This is a genomic window from Kitasatospora sp. NPDC086801 (genome assembly GCF_044745805.1).
GTDB lineage: Bacteria > Actinomycetota > Actinomycetes > Streptomycetales > Streptomycetaceae > Kitasatospora.
In genome coordinates this window covers 347,579-365,647 of record NZ_JBIVAX010000001.1, presented here as the reverse complement: position 1 = coordinate 365,647, position 18,069 = coordinate 347,579, and the positions used below count along the sequence as shown (strand labels likewise).

The window sequence follows — 18,069 nt, the reverse complement described above, 5'->3', positions numbered from 1 at the left end:
CGCCCGCCTCGGCCGCCGGCGACGCGGACAATGTTTTGGTTGGGGGTTGTGCCCGTCTAACACCCCCCCGGGCCCTGGGCGCGGCGGCCCCCCGCGACGCCCCGGCGCTGTCGTTCGAGGCCCCGGACGCCGGCTTGGCCGGCCCGCTCGCGGCCTCGCCGGTCGGACACCTGTCCGACCGCATCGGGCCGCGTCGGGTCCTGCTCGTCCTCACGTTCGCTGCGGGGCCGGCGGTGCTGTGTTACCTGGCAGTGGGGTTCTTCCTGCCGTTCGCCGTCACGGCCTGCGTGGTCGGCATCCTGCAGCGGGGCCCCGCCCTGGTCGCCCTGGTCGCCTCGGCCGAGGAGCGGGTGACGGCCCGCGCGCACCAGCAGGTCGTGAGCAACATCGAGATCTCACTCGGCGCGGGAGCCGCCGGCGTGGCCCTGTACCTGGACACCCGAACCGCGTACCAGGCGCTGGCATACGTGGGGTCGGCCGTCGTGCTGAGCCGGTTCCCCGTGCGGCAGCCGCCTCCCGCGCACGTCGAGAAGCAGCCACACCGGGTGGCTCGACCGACCGGACGACCCGGCGCCGTCCCGAGGTCGGCCCCCTGCCCGGTGTAGTCGAGTACCCGGGCATCCGGCCGGTCGCCCCGAGCGCGGGAGCGACCGGCCGGATGCTCTGCTCCACGGCCGAGGCGGACGCTACTTGACGGCGGTCTTGCCGATGGTGGGCAGGATGAAGTCCTGGATGAGGCCCTTGGCGTCGCGGACGATCGGCCGGAAGACCCGGTAACGGGAGAGGTTGATCACCCGGGCGGCCATCGGGGTGGAGCGCCGGACGAACTCCCTGGTCCGCTCGGTGTCCGGGGTCCGGTCGAAGACCCAATACAGGACCACGACCATGAGGTTCAGCCACAGCACGTCGGGCAGCAGCTCGACCAGTTCGGCGTCCAGCTTCGGCGCCAGCTCGGAGCCCTGCAGGACCTCGCGGAACAGCTCGACCTCGGTGGCCCGCGCCGGGTGGGACTCGTTGGAGAACGGGCTGAGCGAACTGCTCGGGTCGGCAGCGGTGCGGAAGAACTGCGCGGCGAACTCGTGGTAGGGGGCCACCGTGTCGAGCCAGGAGACCAGGGCGATCTCCAGCCGCTCGGCGAAGTTCCGGGTGTGGGCCATGCGGCGCCTGGCGTCGTCCGCGTGGTCGTGGGTCATCCGGTCGTAGAACCCCTGGATCAGGAATTCCTTCGAGTGTTGGATGGCCGAAGCAAGGGGATCACCCGTGGTTGCGTTGACCGTCGAGGAAACTGCGGTGCTCCTCACGGCGTACAGAAGCGTGCCGGATATTCTGGAAATGAATGCCGAGTACCGGGTTATGCTTTCCCTTGCTTGTAAGCGCCTGGCTGTAATTGATGTGCAGTCCGAGGGGAACGGCGATTCACGAACTCGACTTTTGCTGAGCTCTCGCGGGAGGGCGGAAGCAATTAGGCGCGGCGGGGAAATTAAGGCGATTGGCAGAGTAGTGCACTCCTGAATCAAAAATCGGACAACGTCCATTTTCGAGTAGGCCCCTGGCCCTTCCGGGCTGGGGGCCTATTTTTGTTTCTGCACCACTCCGGATGCCCGTCGCCCGTTGCTGGCGCGCTAGCGCGCTGTTACGTTGACGGCCATGACTCAGAAGAAGCGGCGGGGAGCCAACGGGGTGGCACCCGGGGGTGGTGGCTTCACCATGGCGCGGGCACACATCGCCAGTTGGCCCCTGCACGGCCTGTGCGCCGAGTGGCTGGACAGCCAGATAGCACCGTCCGTGACCCTTGAAGCCTGGTTGGTTGAGGACATGATCCGGCGCTGCGGCCAGGAGGCTGTAGATGCCTGGCAGGCCGCCGTGAAGGAGGCCGGAAGGCCCGTCGACCCGTACCCGTTCCTGGAGCCGGCCGAGGGCCAGGGGGAGGGTTAGCAAGGCCCCAGGCGGAGGCTCAGACAGTTGTGGACAGGACGTAGGCCCGTGCAAACCAGGCACCGATCTTGGCGCGGTGAAGGTGGCCAGCTACACCCCTGTCCCCCTCCACAGCCATGGTCGCGTGAATGTGAACGACGCCGCCGACAATCTCGCCCGTGCCGTGCATCTCGGCGGGTCGGTCGTAGCCCGTCACGATGTCGGCTGACGGGTCGCCGGCGGGCATCGTGCTGACCGTGAACGAGTCGGCCGCGCCGATCAGGCTGACAATCGCCCCGTCCGTCACCCCGGCCGTCTTGGCCTGCTCGGTGATGCTCTCGATCAGTTCGGCGTTCTTCACTTCGAACACGTGCATCGGTCAGCTCTCCCAACTGAGTAGCGGCGTAAGGTCCCGCAGCATAGCGGCGGCACACCAGCGGGCCCCGGCGTCGCGCGCGTTCAGGCTCTCTGCTGCCAGCCTGGCGGCGAGAAACTGGGCCCGGGGTCCGGCGGTGGAGAGATCGGCCGTCACAACCCCCGCTACGTCCCACTCCAGCCCTCCAACCCGGGCAAGGACGGCTGTCGAGTAGAGGTGTCTCACCTCCTGGTCGTGGGTCAGCACGCGGGCCACGTCGGCCGCAGCGGCCTGCCCCGGGCGCTTGGCCAGGATCCCCGTAGCGTTCACCCGGAGGAGGGCCGTCCCGCCGTCTCGCATCCACCCGTGAAGGCGGGTCGCGGTGGGTACGTCGGCAAGCGATGCAATGACCAGGTCTGTAGCGTGCGTGGTCTGAACTGTCGTCAGCGGTCCGTAGTCACCCCCGGCCATGCTCGCCAGGAGTTCCCCGGCCACCGCCCCGTGAGTAGCAACCAGGGCGGTAAGGCTGATGAACGCACGTCGATTCACTCGACTGAGCGTAGCTTCCGCTTGGAGTATTGACAGCGGGCAATCCAACACCTGAGACAGAGCAGCCAGCCAGCGGGCCCCCGGGATGCCCCGGTTGGATTCCCAACGCTTCACCTGGCCGAGGACTGTTGGTCGATCCTCTTCCCGTTTGCCTTCGTGCTCGCAGAGCGCAGCCACCATTTGAGGCCGAGTCAGGTTGGCTGCCTCGCGCAGGTCCCGGATCAGATCGCCGATTGCCACCCTCTCAGTTTGCCCCCACCTTTGCCCCTTCCGTTGCTGAATCCGGCAGGTGGACCCTGGTTCTCCTGCGTTCTCACCTGCACTTGCAACGGAGGACAGCTGAACATGACCCGAGCGGACCACGCCCTTATGGGCGCGGAGAAGGTCGCTCAGTCCCTGGGAGACCCCGGGCGGCTGAGTGGCGTTCCCCCTACCACGCCCAGTATGCCGCCCGATTCTGCACGTCCGCAGCACAGGGACGACAGGCGAGCGACCACCGCCGAGATGGCGGCCGTCCTGGCGGAGTACCAGGCGAACAGCGCGAACCGGAAGGGCGTGTACTACCCCCGGCCCCCGGATTGCCCGTGTCCGGATCCCAAGTGCCAGGCTGCACTGGCCGTACGGACTGGGAAGGCCGGCACAGATGCGGTCTGACCTCACCGCGGATCCGGTGGCTGGGGGAGAACCGTCTGAGAGCCAAGAGTGCTGCAGATGTGGCGAGTTGGATGCTATGGCGTCGGCGGCCCTGCGTGTGTACGACCCGGAGACTGGCCAGCACTACCGGGATGAGTCGCGTCTGAGTGACGTTCTCGTCCTGCGGGACCGCCACGCGGCGCACTGCAAGCACCCCCGGGGCGGTGGGAGTGAGTGAACCCCTTCCCGCGACGTCGAAAGGTCCGACGCAGGACGGCGACCAGGCCGACGCCCGTTCGGCCGTAGCACCCACTGAGGTCGACGAACCGTCCGACACCCGCCCGCCCTTGGAACCCGTCGAGTCGCCCACCGTGCGACTCCTGCGGGAGCGAACCCGAGAGCTGAACCACAACCGTGTGCCAGCTGGCGCACGAACATCGAGTAGGGAAGCCATGATCGACCACAACAGGCCCCAGTCCGGCTACTTCGACGGCCACCCCCCGCGTGACGCCTACCTGCCCGCGCACCGGTCGTACGCCGGCCCGGCCGAGGAACCCGACGACGCCGTTCCCGCGCAACAGTCGGCCGACGACCTGCCCGCCCCGGCCGTCGAGGATGTGTCCGAGTGAGGGCCGCGTATCGGTTCCGGGAGTACACCGTCCACCACAACCCCGAGGTGCTCGTGACCGGCAGAGCCAGGTGCATCGACGCTGGCGGCCTGTGCCTGTGGCACAGCGGATCGTCGACCGACCTGGGCGCGCTCACCAAGGCCATCTGCGCGCACAACGAAAAGTCGGCGCACACCGTGTTCCGACGGACAGTCACGGATGTCGTGGTGGTCGTGCCCGTTAAGTGGGACGGCGAGTGACGGAGCGTCTGCTGTTCCTCGCGGCCCTGGTCGTCCTGGTGTTCGGCGGTCTCGACTGGGACCAGGACGACCGCGCCTCCGGCCGCCTGTGGTGGGTCCGAGTGAGCCCGACTCGAACCGTCGAGGTCTGGCGCAAGGGCTGGGGAATCCGAGTGATCGTCATGTCCCGCAGGTAGGCGGGGAATCCCCGGGCCGTGTTCGCACGCGCCCGGGGAGCCACGCACCGGCCGCTCAGACAGGGCCAGGTGCAGTATCCGCCCGGGCACCGGACATCACCAACTTAGGGGAGGAGCAAGGACATGCCGAAAACCACGATCCAATCGCGAGGGGTCGCACTGCTGGTCGACGGCCCGTTCTACGCGTACGGGGACCACGTCGCGAGCAGGGTGGCGGCGGCCGATCCCGGATTTTCCCGGGAGTACATCCGCAAGCTGATCGCGTCGTGGGCGGACGTGGCGACGCTGATTGTCGATGAGGACCCTGTTCCCGGGTACGCGGTCACGGTGCACCTGGCCGAGGTGACGGACGCTGCCGCCAGCCTGCCCCGCATGTTCGTCTCGTTCATGAGCGCCATCGGTGGTGGACGGTACGTCCAGCGGGGGGCGCCACAGGCGTACGCGACCGCCGAGGACCTGGTGCGAACGCGGGTCGCCCTGGTCACGTCCGGGTACGGGGCCGACGTGGACGTGTGGGGTGTGGCGTGAGCGACTACCGCGAGTGCCAGGACGCCGCCGACCGGCCGTCGCAGGCTCGTTGACATTCCAAAGACCCCCGCCCCTGCACGGGACGGGTTCAGCACCACCGACACGAAGGAGTTCGGCCATGGGTTGGGGAACCGGTAAGGGCGGAAGCAGCGGCGGCGGATCGGGCAAGAACGACGGCGGACAGGGCAAGCACGGGGGGAAGAAGGACCCCGGTGACAGCAAGACCACCAACGACCACCAGTCCGGTAAGACCGACAACAAGCACGGCAAGGACAAGGGCAAGTAGTTGACGGACGAGCGGAACGAGTCGGAGCGGGCCGCCGTGCGCGGCCTGCTCCGGGCCATCACGAAGTATCTCGGCCACGACGTGGCCCCCGAGTGGGAGTCCGCCCTCTACGCGGTCCCGAGGCATCGCTTCCTGCCGGATCTGATCTGGAGCGCCGACGATCTGACGCCCTGCCGTCGCACGGACGACCCCGCCGGCTGGTGGGCTGCCGCCTACGCGGAAAACCCGGTCGTGACGCAGGTGAACGATGGTCAGGAGACGGACGACGACCCGGTACCGACGTCGTCCTTGTCCGATCCCAGCATCGTCCTCCGCATGCTCGAAATGCTCGAACTGCGGCCCGGAATGAAGGTGCTGGAGATCGGTACCGGACCGGGGTGGAACTGCGGTCTCCTGTCACACCGCCTGGGGTCCGACCTGGTGACCAGTATCGAGGTGGACCCCGCCGTAACCGCGCGGGCTCGCGCCACCCTGCATGAACTCGGGCTGTCGCCCGTGGTGGTGTGCGGGGATGGCAATCGAGGCTGGCCGTCCGGCGCGAGGTACGCCCGGGTGATCGGCACATGCGCTTTCCGGTCCGTACCGCCGGACCTGATCGCACAGACCGAGCCCGGCGGCCTGATCCTGCTGCCGTGGGACAGTCCGTGGCTGGGCTGGGGACTGCTGCTGCTGACCGTCGCCGAGGACGGCAGCGCAGAAGGGCGGTTCCACCCGCACAGCGCGTTCATGCTCAACCGACGGCAGCGATCCGGGGTCAGGCTCTATCGGGACGTGGTCCGCGATGAGCACGTGCCGCAGGAGTCGTGCACCGAGTTGCCCGCGCACGACATTGCCGAGGACAGGTGGGATCTCGCGTTCACGCTCGGCGTGCAGCTCGGCAACGTTTGGAAAGCGTGGGACGACGACCCCAACGTTGACGGTGTTGCCCGCCGACTCTGGCTCGCAACCACGGACACCAGGTCATGGGCGGCCGTCGACTGGGCGGGCGAGGGTTCGAACGGGTTCTCCGTGTGGCAGCACGGAGAGCGGCGTCTGTGGGACGAAGTAGCCAAGGCTCACGCCTGGTGGCTCGACAGTAAGGAACCCGGCCCGGATCGTTTCGGACTGACCGTGTCCACCACCGGGGACCATCGGTACTGGCTCGACAATCCGGAGAACGTAGTTCGGGCGTCGGATCAGACCAGCTAGGCTGAGAACTAGGGCGCGGGGTCCATTCGATTCGACCCGTATGCCTCCCCGCGCCCATCCAAGCCCTACCTTGCGAACGTTGTCTTACTTCGCCACCTTGCCAATGGTGGGCAGGATGAAATCCTGGATAAGCCCCTTGGCATCGCGGACGATCGGGCGGAACACCCGATAGCGCGAGAGGTTGATCAACCGGGCTGCCATGGGAGTGGACCGGCGGACGAATTCCCGTGTCCGCTCGGTGCCCTCGGTCCGGTCGAAGACCCAGTAGAGAACAACAATCATGAGGTGCAGCCAGAGAACATCCGGCAGCAGCTCGACCAGTTCGGCATCCAGCTTCGGCGCCAGTTCCGAGCCGGCCAGGACGTCGCGGAACAGTTCCACGGCGGTCGCTCGCGCCGGGTGGGACTCGTTGGAGAACGGGCTCAGCGAGCTGGTGGGGTCGGCGGCCGTGCGGAAGAACTGCGCGGCGAACTCGTGGTACGGCGCGGCCGTGTCGAGCCATGACGTAATGGCAATTTCCAGACGCGCCGCAAACTCCCGCGTTTCCGCCATTCGATTTCTTGCGTCTGCGGCATGGTCGTAAGTCATCCGGTCATAGAATCCCTGAATTAGGAACTCTTTTCCGGCGAAATAGTAATATGCATTCCCGACCGAGATTCCCGCTTCGGTTGCAATGGCGCGCATTGTGGTTTTTTCGTATCCGCGTTCCTGAAATAGCCGCATGGCCGTTTCGAGGATCAGGGCGCGGGTCTGCTCGCTCTTGTCTGTCTTGGGCAGTGCCCGCCCGCCGGGAAGCTCGGGGGCGCCAGTCTCGTTCGGCTTGTCCACGCTGGCCGACCCTACCGGGCAGGGGTCTGCGAAACCCCGCCCTGCGTAAGCCTCGGGCGGTAGCCTGCCTCCATGATCAAGTTGGACGCAGAAGCCGCTGTTGCCCTGCTGGCTGGCCAGGGAATCCCGTGCAAGGCGGAGCCGCGCGACCTGGCGACGCCGGACGGGGCGTGGTGGGTCCTTGGGGGCCCGAACCCGGCGGCGCCGCAGGACTGGACGGACCTCGGACGCCGGCTGCTGGCAGCCACGCGCACCGAACCCGTACTAGACCTGACCTGCAACTCTTTGGCCGAGAAGTAGTAGTAGGCGTTGCCGACCGAGACGCCCGCCTCGGTGGCGATCGCGCGCATGGTGGTCTTCTCGTAGCCGCGTTCCTGGAACAGCCGCATGGCCGTCTCCAGGATCAGCGCCCGGGTCTGCTCGCTCTTGTCGGTCTTCGGTTGCGCCCGGCCGCCGGGCATGGGCCCGCTGTCGGTGCCGGGTGCAGCCGCGGTGTCGGCCGCAGGTTCGGTCGGGGTGCCAGCCGGAGTGCCGGCCGGGGTGCCGGCCGGGGTCGCGGCCGCACCGCTCGTGCCGCCCGTTCGGTTCGTCGCTGCCAGGTCGTCCACGGGCACGAGCCTAGCCGGAGACGAAACTCCAGCCGGTGTCGGTGGACGCGGCACCGGACGTCCCCTCCGCGCTCGGTGCCGCATCCATCACCCCCATCATTTCGAACGCGTTCAAAATGATGGGAGAACTGTAGAGGTTGCGCTTGAACATGTTCAACTCCAATCTGTGGGAGGCTCGTCACATGATCAGTCCCGTGCAGACCACCATCCGGCGCGGCGGAGTGCAGGACGCCGCGGCCGTCGCCGACCTGCACGCCCACAGCTGGCTCACCGCCTACCGCGGGATCGTCCCCGCGGACGCGCTCGGCGACGGGCTGCCCGTCCAGCGGCGCGAGCTGTGGGAGCTGCGGCTGACCGTCGACTACGGCGAGCCGGCCGCCGAGCCCGAACTGCTGATCGCCGAACAGGCCGGGGAGACGGTCGGGTTCGTCTACCTCGTCCCGCAGCCGGACGGCCGGGTGCTGGTCGACAACCTGCACGTCCGCCCCGGCCGGACCGGCGGCGGCATCGGCCGCGCACTGTTCGCCGCGGCCCGCGCCCACGTCGCCGAGCGGCACCCCGGGGCCGAGCTGTACCTGGAGGTGCTGCGCGACAACACCCGCGCGATCGCCTTCTACGAGCGCGAGGGCGGCGTGCGGACGCGGGTGCAGGAGGGCGTGTTCCCGGGCGGGTACGTGCTGCCCGAGTGCGTGTACGGCTGGCCCGCCGAAAGCCTCGCGGCGCAGGCGGTACCGGCTCAGCCGACGTCGTAGACCGTCACCGGCACCCCGCGCTCCACCAGCCGCGCGGACACCAGCGGTTCGACCCGCTCCCAGCGCCCGCCGGCCAGCCCGCAGCCGAGCCTCGGCATGTGGACGGAAGCGCCGAGCTCCCGCGCATGGTCGCCCAGCGCGGCCAGCGCGGTGTCGATCGCCTCGTACCGGACCGGCACCCCGGTGGAGCGCCCCGTCCGGATGCCGCGCTGGCCGACCAGGTTGGCCACCCAGACGTACGGCTCGACCTGCACCGACTGCAGGGCGCCGAGGCCGAAGTCGTTGCCCGCCCGCTCCCGGTGCCAGCGCCGGAACGCGGCCTCGGGCTCGGGCCAGCGTCTGGACAGCGCGAGCACGAAGCCCTTGCCCCAGCCGCCGAGGTCGTTGCAGACGTGCGCGATCACCTTCACGCCCTTGCCCTGCGGCGCGGTGGCATCGCCCCGGACATAGGTGATTTCCGCCATGCCCCGAAAGCTAGCCCGAGGCACTGACAGTCCGCTCGGCATTTTCCGCCGGGGGTCCGGCGGACGGCGCGGCCCCGGGCCCGTCGGCGCGCAGGTGCCGCCGCCCGGCCAGGGCGATCAGCAGGGCGAGCGCGGCGGCGCAGGCCGGCAGCGCGTAGCCGGTACCGGGGGCGGCGTGCTCGGCGACCGCGCCGGCGAGCGCCGCGCCGCCCGAGATGCCGACCACGATGCCGGACACCGCGACCGCCATCCCCTCGTTGAACTGCCGCCCCGGCAGCAGCTCCTGGACCAGCGTCATCCCGGTCACCATGGTCGGCGCGGTGGCCGTGCCGGCCGCGAACAGCGCGACCCCGAGCAGGCCGAGCCCGGCCCCGCCCAGCCCGGCGGCGAGCGGCAGCAGCAGCGCCCCGGCCATCGCCGCCGCCCCGGACAGGAAGCGCACCCCGGGCGCCCGACGCGGCGTCAGCAGCCCGAACAGCAGCCCGGCCAGGCAGGATCCGCCCGCGACCAGGGCCAGCAGCGCGCCCGCCGCCGCCTTGTGCCCGAGCGCGTCGGCGTACGCCACGGTGGTGATCTCGGTCGAGCCGAAGACCATGCCGGTGGCGAGGAAGGCGAGCAGCAGCACCCGCAGCCCGGGCACCCGCAGCGGCGAGCCGTGGCGGCCTCCCTCCGAACGGGCGGGCGGCGGCGGTTCGGTGCGCCGCTGGGCCGCGAACAGCAGGGCGCCGGTGGTGCCGAGCGCCCCGGCGGCGAGCAGCCCGGCCTCCGGGGCGACCGCCGTGCAGAGGGCCATCGCGAGGACGGGCCCGGCCATGAAGCAGAGTTCGTCCAGGGCCTGTTCGAGCGAGTTGGCCAGGTGCCGGGCGGCCGGGTCCGCCCGGTACAGGTGCGCCCAGCGGGCCCGGGCCATGCCGCCGAGGTTGGGTGCGGCCGCGCAGGCAGCCCAGCAGGCGTAGAGCGTCCAGTCGGGTGCGCCGAGCCGGACGCAGAGCAGCAGGGCGGCGAGCGGGGCGGCGTTGTAGAGCGCGGCCGGGACGGTCACCCGCGCCTGCCCGTACCGGTCCACCAGCCGCCCGAGCAGCGGCATCCCGATCGCTCCGGTGACCAGCCCGGCCGCCGAGACGGTGCCGGCCAGCGCGTACGAGCCGCGTCGCTCGGCGAGCAGCACGACCAGGGCGACGCCGTTCATCGACAGCGCGAGCCGGCCGAGCAGCCCGGCGAGGGTGAAGGCGGCGGCGCCGGGGGCCGTGAACAGCCGTCGGTAGGAGGTGAGGAGGGCGCGCGAGGGCATCGGGCTCCTGGGGGAGGGCGAGAGGGGATGCCTCTAGGGCGGGCCCGGCAAGATCCGCCGGACACGCCCTAGCCTCGCGGCGGCGCCCGGCGGCGGTCCAACACCTGTTCCGTCGCATTCACAGCAGGCCGTTGTTAATCTGCTGCCCATGCCCCGTGACCTGCACCCCCGCCTGCTCCGCGGCTTCGTCGCGACCGCCGAGAGCCTGCACTTCGGCCGGGCTGCCGGGCGGCTGCACGTCGCCCAGCAGGCGCTCAGCCGGGACATCCGGACCCTGGAGGGGCTGCTCGGCGACACGCTGTTCACCCGCACCACCCGCAGCGTCGAACTCACCCCGGCCGGGCTGCGGTTGCTGCCCCGGGCGCGCCGGCTCCTCGCCCTGCACGACGAGATCCTGGCGGGCGCCGCGGCCCGGCCGCTGCTGCTGGACCTCAACAGCGACGTCACCGGCCCGGACCTCACCGCCGACCGGGTGCTCGAACGCGCCCGCGCCGCCTGGCCGGAGGGCGAACTGCTGGCCCGCTTCCACGGCGGCCTCGCCGCGGCCGCCGCCGAACTGCTGGCCCACCGACTGGACGTGTCCTTCGGGCGGTTCGCCGGACTGCCCACCTCGCTGCGGGACCAACTCGCCCAGCGGCCGGTCCGGTTGGAGCGGATCTCGGTGATGATGGCGGACACCCACCCGCTGGCCGGCCGCCCGGCGCTGCGCGTCGCCGAGCTGGCCGGGCACCCCGTCGACGTCTGCGTCGGCAATCCGGCCACCACCGAGTGGGCCGACCTCGGCGTCCGCCTGCTGCGCGAGTACGGCCTGACGCCGGCCGCGCCGTACGTGCCGCCGGTGGGCGTGGACGAGACGGCCCGCTACCTCGCCCGGCACGGCGATCCGATGCTGACCACCGTCGGCGGGCCGAGGATTCCGGGGGTGGTGAACGTGCCGCTGGTGGAGCCGGTGCCGCTGAGCCTGGTCAGCCTCGTGCACCGGCCCGGCGAGCGCCACCCGGGGCTGGCCGCGCTGGCCGCCGCGGCCGCCGGGCTCGGTGCGGCCGAGGGCTGGCTGCGCCGGCCGGTGGGCAGCTGGCTGCCGGCGGCGGACGCGGCGCTGCTCGGGTGACCAAGGCCGGGCGACCGGAGCCGGGCGATCAGGGCCGGGCGACGAGGGCCGGGCGATCAGGGCCGGGCAACCGGGGGCACGACACCGCCCCTGCCGTCGGGGGTCGGCAGGGGCGGCGGGCGGGCGGACCTGCCCGGGGGCGGGTCCGGCCCGGGTGACAGCCATGGACGGCCGGGTCAGGCCGCCTTGACGGCGGAGATGTCGAAGCTGAGCTTGACCTTCTCGCCGATCAGCACGCCGCCGGTCTCCAGGGCCGCGTTGTAGGTCAGGCCGAACGCGGTGCGGTCGAGGACGGCGCTGCCCTCGAAGCCGACCCGCTCGGCGCCGTAGGCGTCGGTGGCGCTGCCGGTGTACTCCAGGTCCAGGACCACCGGGCGGGTGGTGTCCTTGATGGTCAGCTCGCCGCTCATCCGGTACGTGTCGCCGCGCAGCCGCTCGGCCGCGGTGCTGCGGAAGCGGATCTCCGGGTAGGTGTCGGCGGCGAAGAAGTCGCCGGTGCGCAGGTGCTCGTCGCGCTGGGCCTGGTTGGTGTCGATGCTGGCGACCTTGATCACCAGGTCGGCGGAGGAGTTGCCCGGGGCGCTGCCGTCCAGGTGCAGCTTGCCGTCGTACTCGGTGAAGCGGCCCTTCACGTTCGTCACCATGGCGTGGCGCACCGAGAAGGCGACCTCGCTGTGCGTGGTGTCGATGGTCCAGTCGCCGGTCAGGTGGGCGAGGTCCGGGCCGGTCGGGGTCTCGGCGACGGCGACGGTGGCGGGGGTGGCGGTCTTGGTGCGGTTGAACAGGCCCATGGCTCCTCCTCGGGTCCGAAGCCATTTGTTTAGGCTTCAACTTGTTGGCTTCAGCGTAGGCCGCCTTCGTTCAAATTTCAACCACAGCCCTCGGCGTTTCGCGAAGGACTTGGCGAAACGGCACTGTCGGACCGCCCGGTTAGGCTGCGAAGGACGGTTCCGCCGACCGGGAGGCCCCCCACATGTTCGTCCTGCACGCGCTCTGGCGGGCGGACGGACGGCTGGCCCTGTGGGCCGAGGACGCCCGCGCCCACCCGGGCGCCGCCGAGCCGCGCCCCGACCGGTCGGCCCCGCGCGCCCACCCCTACGCCTGCCCGGCCGGCGAACTCGCCGCCGTCCTCGGCGGCATCGGGCCCGGCCTCGGCTGGCTCGCCGGCCAGGCCCCCGAGCGCTGGGCCACCCTGCTGCTGCCCACCACCGGCGCCCTGCCCGCGCCCTCGCCCGACCTGCCGGTCACCCCGGTCCGGGGCGCGGCCGTCCTGGCGCCCTGGCGCGTCCCCGCACTGCTCTTCGACGCCGGGGCGGCCGCCCAACTGCTCGGCGAGGTCTTCGACCCGCACTGGGCCGTCACCAGCACCGACCTGCCCGGCGCCGGGCGCGTCGAGGTCGTCCAGGGGCCCGCGCTGCGCTGGCTGACCGGCGTGCACGACCTCGCCTGGCGAACGGTCGGCCGGGGCCGGGTGCTGCCGTTGCCCGCCCTGGCGGCGGGCCGCCCGCAGGCCCGCTGGCGGCCCGACCCCACCCCGGCGGGCCGCCGGGAGGCCGCCGCACTGGCGGCGGGCTGCCCGCCCGTCCTGCTGGGGGAGTGGCCGGCCGGCGGCGGCACCGGCGAGGCCCTGCTGGACGCCGCGCTGGGCGCGCTGGTGGACGCCGAGGCCCGGGCCGCCCTGGCCGACACGCCCCCGCTGGTCCAGGGCGGCGCCCGAACCGGTGGCGCCCGAACCGGTGGCGCTCTGACCGGCGGCGCCCGAACCGACGCCACGGGGGCCGCTGCGGTGGGGGCCGCCGCCGAACGCTGGCTGCACGCCCTGACCACCCCGGACGGCGGCCTCACGGACGTCCCGTCCGAGGGTTTCGCCGAACTGCGCCGCCGGCTCGCCGCCTGGTACGCCGCCGCCGAGCCCACCGCGCCCGCGCTCCGGCTCTGCTTCCGCCTGCTGGAGCCGCTCGGGCCCGATCCGGACGACCCCGAGGGCCGGCCCTCCGACGACGCCTGGCAGCTGGAGTTCCTGCTCCAGGCCGTCGACGAGCCCTCCCTGCTGGTCCGCGCCGCCGATCTGCACGAGGGCGGCGCCGCCCACGCCGCGCTGGCCCGCAAGGCGCCGGACCCGGCCCACGTCCTGGTCGCCGAGCTCGCCCGCGCCGCCCACCGCTGGCCGGCCCTGGACGGCCTGCGGCACCGCTCCCGCCCGGCCGCCCTGCCGCTCGACCGGGCCGGCGCGCTGGACTTCCTGCGCACCGCCGCGCCAGCCCTCGCCGAGGGCGGATTCGGCGTGCTGCTGCCCGCCTGGTGGCGCCGCCGGCCCAGGCTCGGGCTCGCCCTGCGGGCCACCACCCCGCCCGCGCCCGGCTCGCTCGCCGCCGCCTCCCAGGTGGACCGGGACGCCGTGGTCGCCTTCCGCTGGCAGGCCGCGCTCGGCTCGGAGGGGGCGCCGCTCACCGAACAGGAACTGGCCGAACTCGCCGCCGCCAAGCAGGGGTTGGTCCGGGTCCGCGGCACCTGGCTGGAGGCCGACCCGGAGCAGATCGCCGCCGCGCTCGCCTTCCTCGCGGACCGGCGCGACGGCGTGCTGGCCACCGCCGACCTGCTGCGGCTGGCCCTCGACCCGGAGGCGACCGTCGCCGGGCTGCCCGTCACCGCCGTCCGGGCGGACGGTCCGCTCGGCGACCTGCTCGCCGGGCGCGCCGCCCCGGCCCCCGCCCCCGCGCTGCCGCCGGACTTCCGGGCCGCCCTGCGCCCCTACCAGGAGCGCGGCCTGGCCTGGCTGCGGGCGATGGCCGGGCTCGGCCTCGGGGCCGTGCTGGCCGACGACATGGGCCTCGGCAAGACCGTCCAGACCCTCGCCCTGCTGGCCACCGAGCAGGCCGAGGGGGCGGTCGGCCCCACCCTGCTGGTCTGCCCGATGTCCCTGGTCGGCAACTGGCAGCGCGAGGCCGAGCGCTTCGCCCCCGCCCTGCGGCGCTACGTCCACCACGGCTCCGGCCGCCTGGGCGCCGACCAACTCGCCGACGCCGTGGGCGGCGTGGACCTCGTCATCACCACCTACGGGCTGGTCCAGCGCGACCTCGCCGCGCTGCGGACGATCCGCTGGCGCCGGGTGGTCGCGGACGAGGCGCAGTACGTCAAGAACGCCGGCACCGCCCAGGCCCGGGCCGTCCGTGCGCTGCCCGTCACCCGCCACCGGATCGCCCTGACCGGCACCCCGGTGGAGAACCGGCTCGCCGAACTGCACGCCGTCCTGGACTTCGCCAACCCCGGGCTGCTCGGCCCGGCCGAACGCTTCAAGGAGCGCTACGCGATCCCGGTCGAACTGCACCGCAACCCCGAGCGCACCGCCGAACTCCAGCGCCGTACCGCCCCGTTCGTGCTGCGCCGGCTCAAGTCCGACCCGGCGGTGGCCGCCGAGCTGCCGGCCAAGCAGGAGATGACGGTCTGGTGCAGCCTCACCACCGAGCAGGCGGGCCTCTACCAGGCGGTGGTGGCCGACCTGCTGCAGCGGGTCGAGGGGATCCGGGGCGTGGAGCGGCGCGGCACCGTGCTGGCCGCGATCGGCAAGCTCAAGCAGGTGTGCAACCACCCGGCCCAACTGCTGCACGACGGATCGGCGTTGGGCGAGCGCTCGGGCAAGGTGGCCCGGCTGGCGGAGCTGCTGGAGGAGGCGCTGGCCGAGGGCGACCGGACGCTGGTCTTCACCCAGTACGCCGAGTTCGGCACGATGCTGCGCCCGTACCTGGCCCGCCGGCTCGGCGAGGAGGTGCTCTACCTGCACGGCGGCGTCCCCCGGGCCCGCCGCGAGGAGATGGTCGAGCGCTTCCAGTCCCCGGACGGGCCGCGGGTGTTCCTGCTCTCGCTGCGGGCCGGCGGCACCGGCCTCAACCTGACCGCCGCCAACCAGGTGATCCACCTGGACCGCTGGTGGAACCCGGCGGTCGAGGAGCAGGCCACGGACCGCGCGTTCCGGATCGGCCAGCGCCGGGACGTCCAGGTCCGCCGGCTGGTCTGCGTCGGCACCGTCGAGGAGCGGATCGACGAACTCCTCGCCGCCAAGCGCTCGTTGGCGGCAGCGGTGGTGGGGGAGGGGGAGCGCTGGCTCACCGACCTGCCGGTCGAGGCGCTGCGCGAACTGGTCGCGCTCACCCGCGAGGACGCCGTCGCCGAGGAGGACGCATGACACCCGACCACCCCGCCCCCGTCCCACCGGGGGACGCCCCACCCGGGAACGCCCCGCCCGCGGACGCCCCCGCCGTGAACGTCGCCGCCTACTGGGGCGGCGACTTCACCCTGCGCCCGGCCCCGCCCGGGCCCGCGGAGGAGCCCGGGGAGTCCTCGCTGCGCCGCCTCGGCCGCTCCGGCGTCACCGTGCGCGGCCGCGACCTCGCCACCCTGCTCGCCCCCGCGTACGAGGCCTTCGGCCGCTGACGAGGCCTCGGCCCCGCCGCCGCCCGTGCGGTAGCGTCGAGCGGTGACCGACACCCTCGCCGACCCCGCCCTCGACGACTTCGAGCGGCACCGCCGGATGATCTTCGGCATCGCCTACCGGATGCTCGGCAGCGTCGCCGACGCCGAGGACCTGGTCCAGGACACCTGGCTGCGCTGGAGCGGGGTCACCGGCCCGGTCGCCAACCCGGGCGGCTACCTGGCCCGGACGGTCACCAACCTCGCGCTCAACCGGCTCGACTCGGCCGCAGTCCGCCGCGAGGCCTACGTCGGCCCCTGGCTGCCCGAGCCACTGGTCGCCGAGCCGGACGCGACCGGCGACGTCGAGCGCGCCGAGACCGTCTCGTTCGCCCTGCTGGTGGTGCTGGAGAGCCTGTCCCCGCTGGAGCGGGCCGTCTTCGTCCTCAAGGAGGCCTTCGGCTTCTCCTACCGGGAGATCGCCGAGGCGCTGGAGCGCACCGAGGCCGCCTGTCGACAGGTCGGCAGCCGGGCCAAGGCGCACGTCCAGGCCCGCCGGCCGCGCTACGACGCCCCGCCGGAGCTGCGCCGCCGCGCCACCGACGAGTTCCTCGCGGCCTGCGTCGGCGGCGACCTCAACCGGATGCTGGAACTGCTCGCCCCCGACGTCACCTCCTGGACGGACGGCGGCGGCGTGGTCCGCGCCGCGCTGCGCCCGGTCACCGGTGCCGACAACGTCGCCCGCTTCCTGCTCGGGGTGCTCGACCAGCTGGGCGAGGGCGTCGGCGTGCGGCCGGTCCTCGTCAACGGCCAGCCCGGACTGCTGCTCACCCAGGGCGGCGCGATCGACGCCGTCTCGGTGTTCGACTTCGTGGAGGGGCCCGACGGCCGGCCCCGGATCGCCGAGCTGCGCACCGTCCGCAACCCGTCGAAGCTCACCCACCTCACCGACCGGGCTTGACCCTCGACCTGGTCGAGCCCGCAGCGTCACCGGCATGGAGAGCGAGCTGCACAGCATCGGCGAACTGGCCCGCGCCAGCGGCCTGGGCGTCGGCACCCTGCGCTACTACGACGGCGCCGAGGTGCTCACCCCGCCTGGGTCGACCCGCAGACGGGCTACCGCTGGTACCGGCCCGGGCAACTCGCCGACGCCCGCCTGCTGGCCCGGCTGCGCCGGGTCGGCCTGCCGCTGGCCGGCATCCGCGCCGTGCTCGGCGCGGTGCCCGGCTCCGGCGCGGCCGAGCGGGTGCTCGACGCGCACCTGCGCCGGCTGGAGGACGGTCTCGCCGACGCCCGCCGCGAGCTCTCCCTGATCCGCGTGATGATCGACCAGAGGGAGCAACCGATGACCACCACCCCCGCCGACCTCCGCCTCACCGTCCCGGCCGAGGAACTGGCCGCCGCACTGGACGCGGTCCGCTTCGCCGTCGGCGGTGATCCCGAGGCGCCTGCGCTCGCCGGAGTGCTGTTCGAGCCGGACGGCCCGGTGCTGCGCCTGGTCGCCACCGACCGCTACCGGATGGCGCTCGCCGAGGTGTCCGCCACCGCGGGGCCCGACCGGCCGACCTGCGGCGCGATCGTCCCCACCGCCCTGGTCGACGCCCTGCGTGCGCTGCTCGGCGCGGGCGCGGCCGAGGTCGCGCTGACCCTCGGCGGCGGCCTGGTCCGGGCCGAGACCGGCGGCCACCGGATCGAGGGCGCCGCTCTGGACTTCGACTACCCCGACCACCGGGTGCTGACCCGGCTCGAACCGGAGCACCGGATCGACCTGTCCGCCGCCGAACTGCGCGGCGCCGTCGAGACCGGCGCCACCCGCACGCTGCCCTCCGGCCCGAACGGCGCGGACTGCGCGGTCACCGTCCTCACCCTCACGGCGGACGGCCGCCTCACGGTGGCCGGCCCCGATTCCGGCCCCGGGTCCGTGCCCGGCGAGCTGCGGGTGGCGGTCAACCGCGACTTCCTGCTGGACGCCCTGCGGGCCGCCCGGCCCGAACAGCTGGTGCTCGAACTCGGCGGCCCGATCGCCCCCTTGGCGATCCGCACCCCGGGCCGGGCGGGCACCTTATCCCTCCTGATGCCGGTCCGCGTCCCCGACCTCGGCTGAGCCCGGC

Annotated in this window: 22 protein-coding genes and 1 pseudogene; 14 read left to right on the top strand and 9 right to left on the bottom strand. The window is 72.6% G+C overall.

The window, feature by feature from the left end; genetic code table 11:
- Positions 1-605: MFS transporter (locus tag ACIPLC_RS01760; RefSeq protein WP_400469813.1), on the top strand; the 605-nt coding region annotated here is incomplete at its 5' end.
- An 81-nt stretch (positions 606-686) separates the two neighbouring features.
- Here the strand turns inward: ACIPLC_RS01760 and ACIPLC_RS01755 are convergent.
- Complete coding sequence (locus tag ACIPLC_RS01755; RefSeq protein ID WP_400469811.1) at positions 687-1,193, bottom strand: TetR family transcriptional regulator C-terminal domain-containing protein; 507 nt, start codon at positions 1,191-1,193, stop codon at positions 687-689.
- 454 nt (positions 1,194-1,647) lie between these two features.
- Between ACIPLC_RS01755 and ACIPLC_RS01750 the strand changes: the two genes are divergently transcribed.
- Complete coding sequence (locus ACIPLC_RS01750; RefSeq protein ID WP_400469808.1) at positions 1,648-1,935, top strand: hypothetical protein; 288 nt, start codon at positions 1,648-1,650, stop codon at positions 1,933-1,935.
- A 19-nt stretch (positions 1,936-1,954) separates the two neighbouring features.
- On the opposite strand, the gene ACIPLC_RS01745 is transcribed toward ACIPLC_RS01750, so the two are convergent.
- Complete coding sequence (locus ACIPLC_RS01745) at positions 1,955-2,290, bottom strand: PCC domain-containing protein (protein ID WP_400469805.1); 336 nt, start codon at positions 2,288-2,290, stop codon at positions 1,955-1,957.
- A 3-nt stretch (positions 2,291-2,293) separates the two neighbouring features.
- Complete coding sequence (locus tag ACIPLC_RS01740) at positions 2,294-3,058, bottom strand: helix-turn-helix domain-containing protein (protein WP_400469802.1); 765 nt, start codon at positions 3,056-3,058, stop codon at positions 2,294-2,296.
- Positions 3,059-3,903: 845 nt separating this feature from the next.
- On the opposite strand from ACIPLC_RS01740, the gene ACIPLC_RS01735 reads away from it, so the two are divergent.
- From ACIPLC_RS01735 to ACIPLC_RS01710, 6 genes are all read left to right on the top strand, one after another.
- Positions 3,904-4,080, top strand: a complete 177-nt coding sequence (locus ACIPLC_RS01735) for a hypothetical protein (protein ID WP_400469799.1) — start codon at positions 3,904-3,906, stop codon at positions 4,078-4,080.
- The gene (locus ACIPLC_RS01730; RefSeq protein ID WP_400469796.1) at positions 4,077-4,319 is read left to right on the top strand and encodes a hypothetical protein; all 243 of its coding nucleotides are present in this window, start codon (positions 4,077-4,079) and stop codon (positions 4,317-4,319) included. Before ACIPLC_RS01735 ends, ACIPLC_RS01730 begins: the two co-directional genes overlap by 4 nt.
- Positions 4,316-4,495, top strand: coding sequence for a hypothetical protein (locus ACIPLC_RS01725; protein ID WP_400469793.1), 180 nt, complete (start codon positions 4,316-4,318; stop codon positions 4,493-4,495). Before ACIPLC_RS01730 ends, ACIPLC_RS01725 begins: the two co-directional genes overlap by 4 nt.
- A 123-nt stretch (positions 4,496-4,618) precedes the next feature.
- Entirely contained in the window at positions 4,619-5,023 is a 405-nt protein-coding gene (locus ACIPLC_RS01720) for a hypothetical protein (protein WP_400469790.1), read from the top strand.
- 118 nt (positions 5,024-5,141) lie between these two features.
- Positions 5,142-5,309, top strand: a complete 168-nt coding sequence (locus ACIPLC_RS01715) for a hypothetical protein (protein ID WP_400469787.1) — start codon at positions 5,142-5,144, stop codon at positions 5,307-5,309.
- The gene (locus ACIPLC_RS01710) at positions 5,310-6,497 is read left to right on the top strand and encodes an rRNA adenine N-6-methyltransferase family protein (RefSeq protein ID WP_400469784.1); all 1,188 of its coding nucleotides are present in this window, start codon (positions 5,310-5,312) and stop codon (positions 6,495-6,497) included.
- 84 nt (positions 6,498-6,581) lie between these two features.
- On the opposite strand, the gene ACIPLC_RS01705 is transcribed toward ACIPLC_RS01710, so the two are convergent.
- The 3 genes and pseudogenes from ACIPLC_RS01705 to ACIPLC_RS01695 all read right to left on the bottom strand — a co-directional run bounded on the left by ACIPLC_RS01705 (position 6,582) and on the right by ACIPLC_RS01695 (position 8,084).
- Positions 6,582-7,325, bottom strand: coding sequence for a TetR family transcriptional regulator (locus tag ACIPLC_RS01705; RefSeq protein WP_400469781.1), 744 nt, complete (start codon positions 7,323-7,325; stop codon positions 6,582-6,584).
- Positions 7,326-7,606: 281 nt separating this feature from the next.
- Positions 7,607-7,786 (bottom strand): annotated as a pseudogene (locus ACIPLC_RS01700) (TetR/AcrR family transcriptional regulator); the annotation flags it as partial.
- 157 nt (positions 7,787-7,943) lie between these two features.
- Positions 7,944-8,084, bottom strand: a complete 141-nt coding sequence (locus tag ACIPLC_RS01695) for a hypothetical protein (RefSeq protein WP_400469778.1) — start codon at positions 8,082-8,084, stop codon at positions 7,944-7,946.
- A 43-nt stretch (positions 8,085-8,127) separates the two neighbouring features.
- Here ACIPLC_RS01695 and ACIPLC_RS01690 point away from each other — a divergent pair, with 43 nt between their 5' ends.
- A complete protein-coding gene (locus ACIPLC_RS01690) occupies positions 8,128-8,685 on the top strand; it encodes a GNAT family N-acetyltransferase (RefSeq protein ID WP_400469775.1) in 558 nt (185 codons plus the stop codon).
- Here the strand turns inward: ACIPLC_RS01690 and ACIPLC_RS01685 are convergent.
- Entirely contained in the window at positions 8,670-9,149 is a 480-nt protein-coding gene (locus ACIPLC_RS01685) for a macro domain-containing protein (protein WP_400469772.1), read from the bottom strand. The two genes, ACIPLC_RS01690 and ACIPLC_RS01685, sit on opposite strands and share 16 nt — an antisense overlap.
- A gap of 10 nt (positions 9,150-9,159) precedes the next feature.
- Complete coding sequence (locus ACIPLC_RS01680; RefSeq protein ID WP_400469770.1) at positions 9,160-10,440, bottom strand: MFS transporter; 1,281 nt, start codon at positions 10,438-10,440, stop codon at positions 9,160-9,162.
- 148 nt (positions 10,441-10,588) lie between these two features.
- Here ACIPLC_RS01680 and ACIPLC_RS01675 point away from each other — a divergent pair, with 148 nt between their 5' ends.
- Positions 10,589-11,551, top strand: coding sequence for a LysR family transcriptional regulator (locus ACIPLC_RS01675; RefSeq protein WP_400469767.1), 963 nt, complete (start codon positions 10,589-10,591; stop codon positions 11,549-11,551).
- Positions 11,552-11,727: 176 nt separating this feature from the next.
- On the opposite strand, the gene ACIPLC_RS01670 is transcribed toward ACIPLC_RS01675, so the two are convergent.
- Entirely contained in the window at positions 11,728-12,342 is a 615-nt protein-coding gene (locus ACIPLC_RS01670; RefSeq protein WP_400469764.1) for a YceI family protein, read from the bottom strand.
- Between the two features lie 182 nt (positions 12,343-12,524).
- Between ACIPLC_RS01670 and ACIPLC_RS01665 the strand changes: the two genes are divergently transcribed.
- The 4 genes from ACIPLC_RS01665 (at position 12,525) to ACIPLC_RS01650 (ending at position 18,062) form a co-directional block, all read left to right on the top strand.
- Positions 12,525-15,734 carry an SNF2-related protein gene (locus ACIPLC_RS01665; RefSeq protein ID WP_400469761.1) on the top strand — a complete coding sequence of 1,070 codons (3,210 nt, stop codon included), beginning with the start codon at positions 12,525-12,527 and terminating at the stop codon, positions 15,732-15,734.
- Complete coding sequence (locus ACIPLC_RS01660; RefSeq protein WP_400469758.1) at positions 15,731-15,982, top strand: hypothetical protein; 252 nt, start codon at positions 15,731-15,733, stop codon at positions 15,980-15,982. Before ACIPLC_RS01665 ends, ACIPLC_RS01660 begins: the two co-directional genes overlap by 4 nt.
- Positions 15,983-16,025: 43 nt before the next feature.
- Positions 16,026-16,919 carry an RNA polymerase sigma-70 factor gene (locus tag ACIPLC_RS01655; RefSeq protein ID WP_400469755.1) on the top strand — a complete coding sequence of 298 codons (894 nt, stop codon included), beginning with the start codon at positions 16,026-16,028 and terminating at the stop codon, positions 16,917-16,919.
- Between the two features lie 246 nt (positions 16,920-17,165).
- Positions 17,166-18,062 (top strand): DNA polymerase III subunit beta, encoded by an 897-nt coding sequence (locus ACIPLC_RS01650; RefSeq protein ID WP_400469752.1) that lies wholly within the window; start codon positions 17,166-17,168, stop codon positions 18,060-18,062.
- The last annotated feature ends 7 nt before the right edge of the window (positions 18,063-18,069 follow it).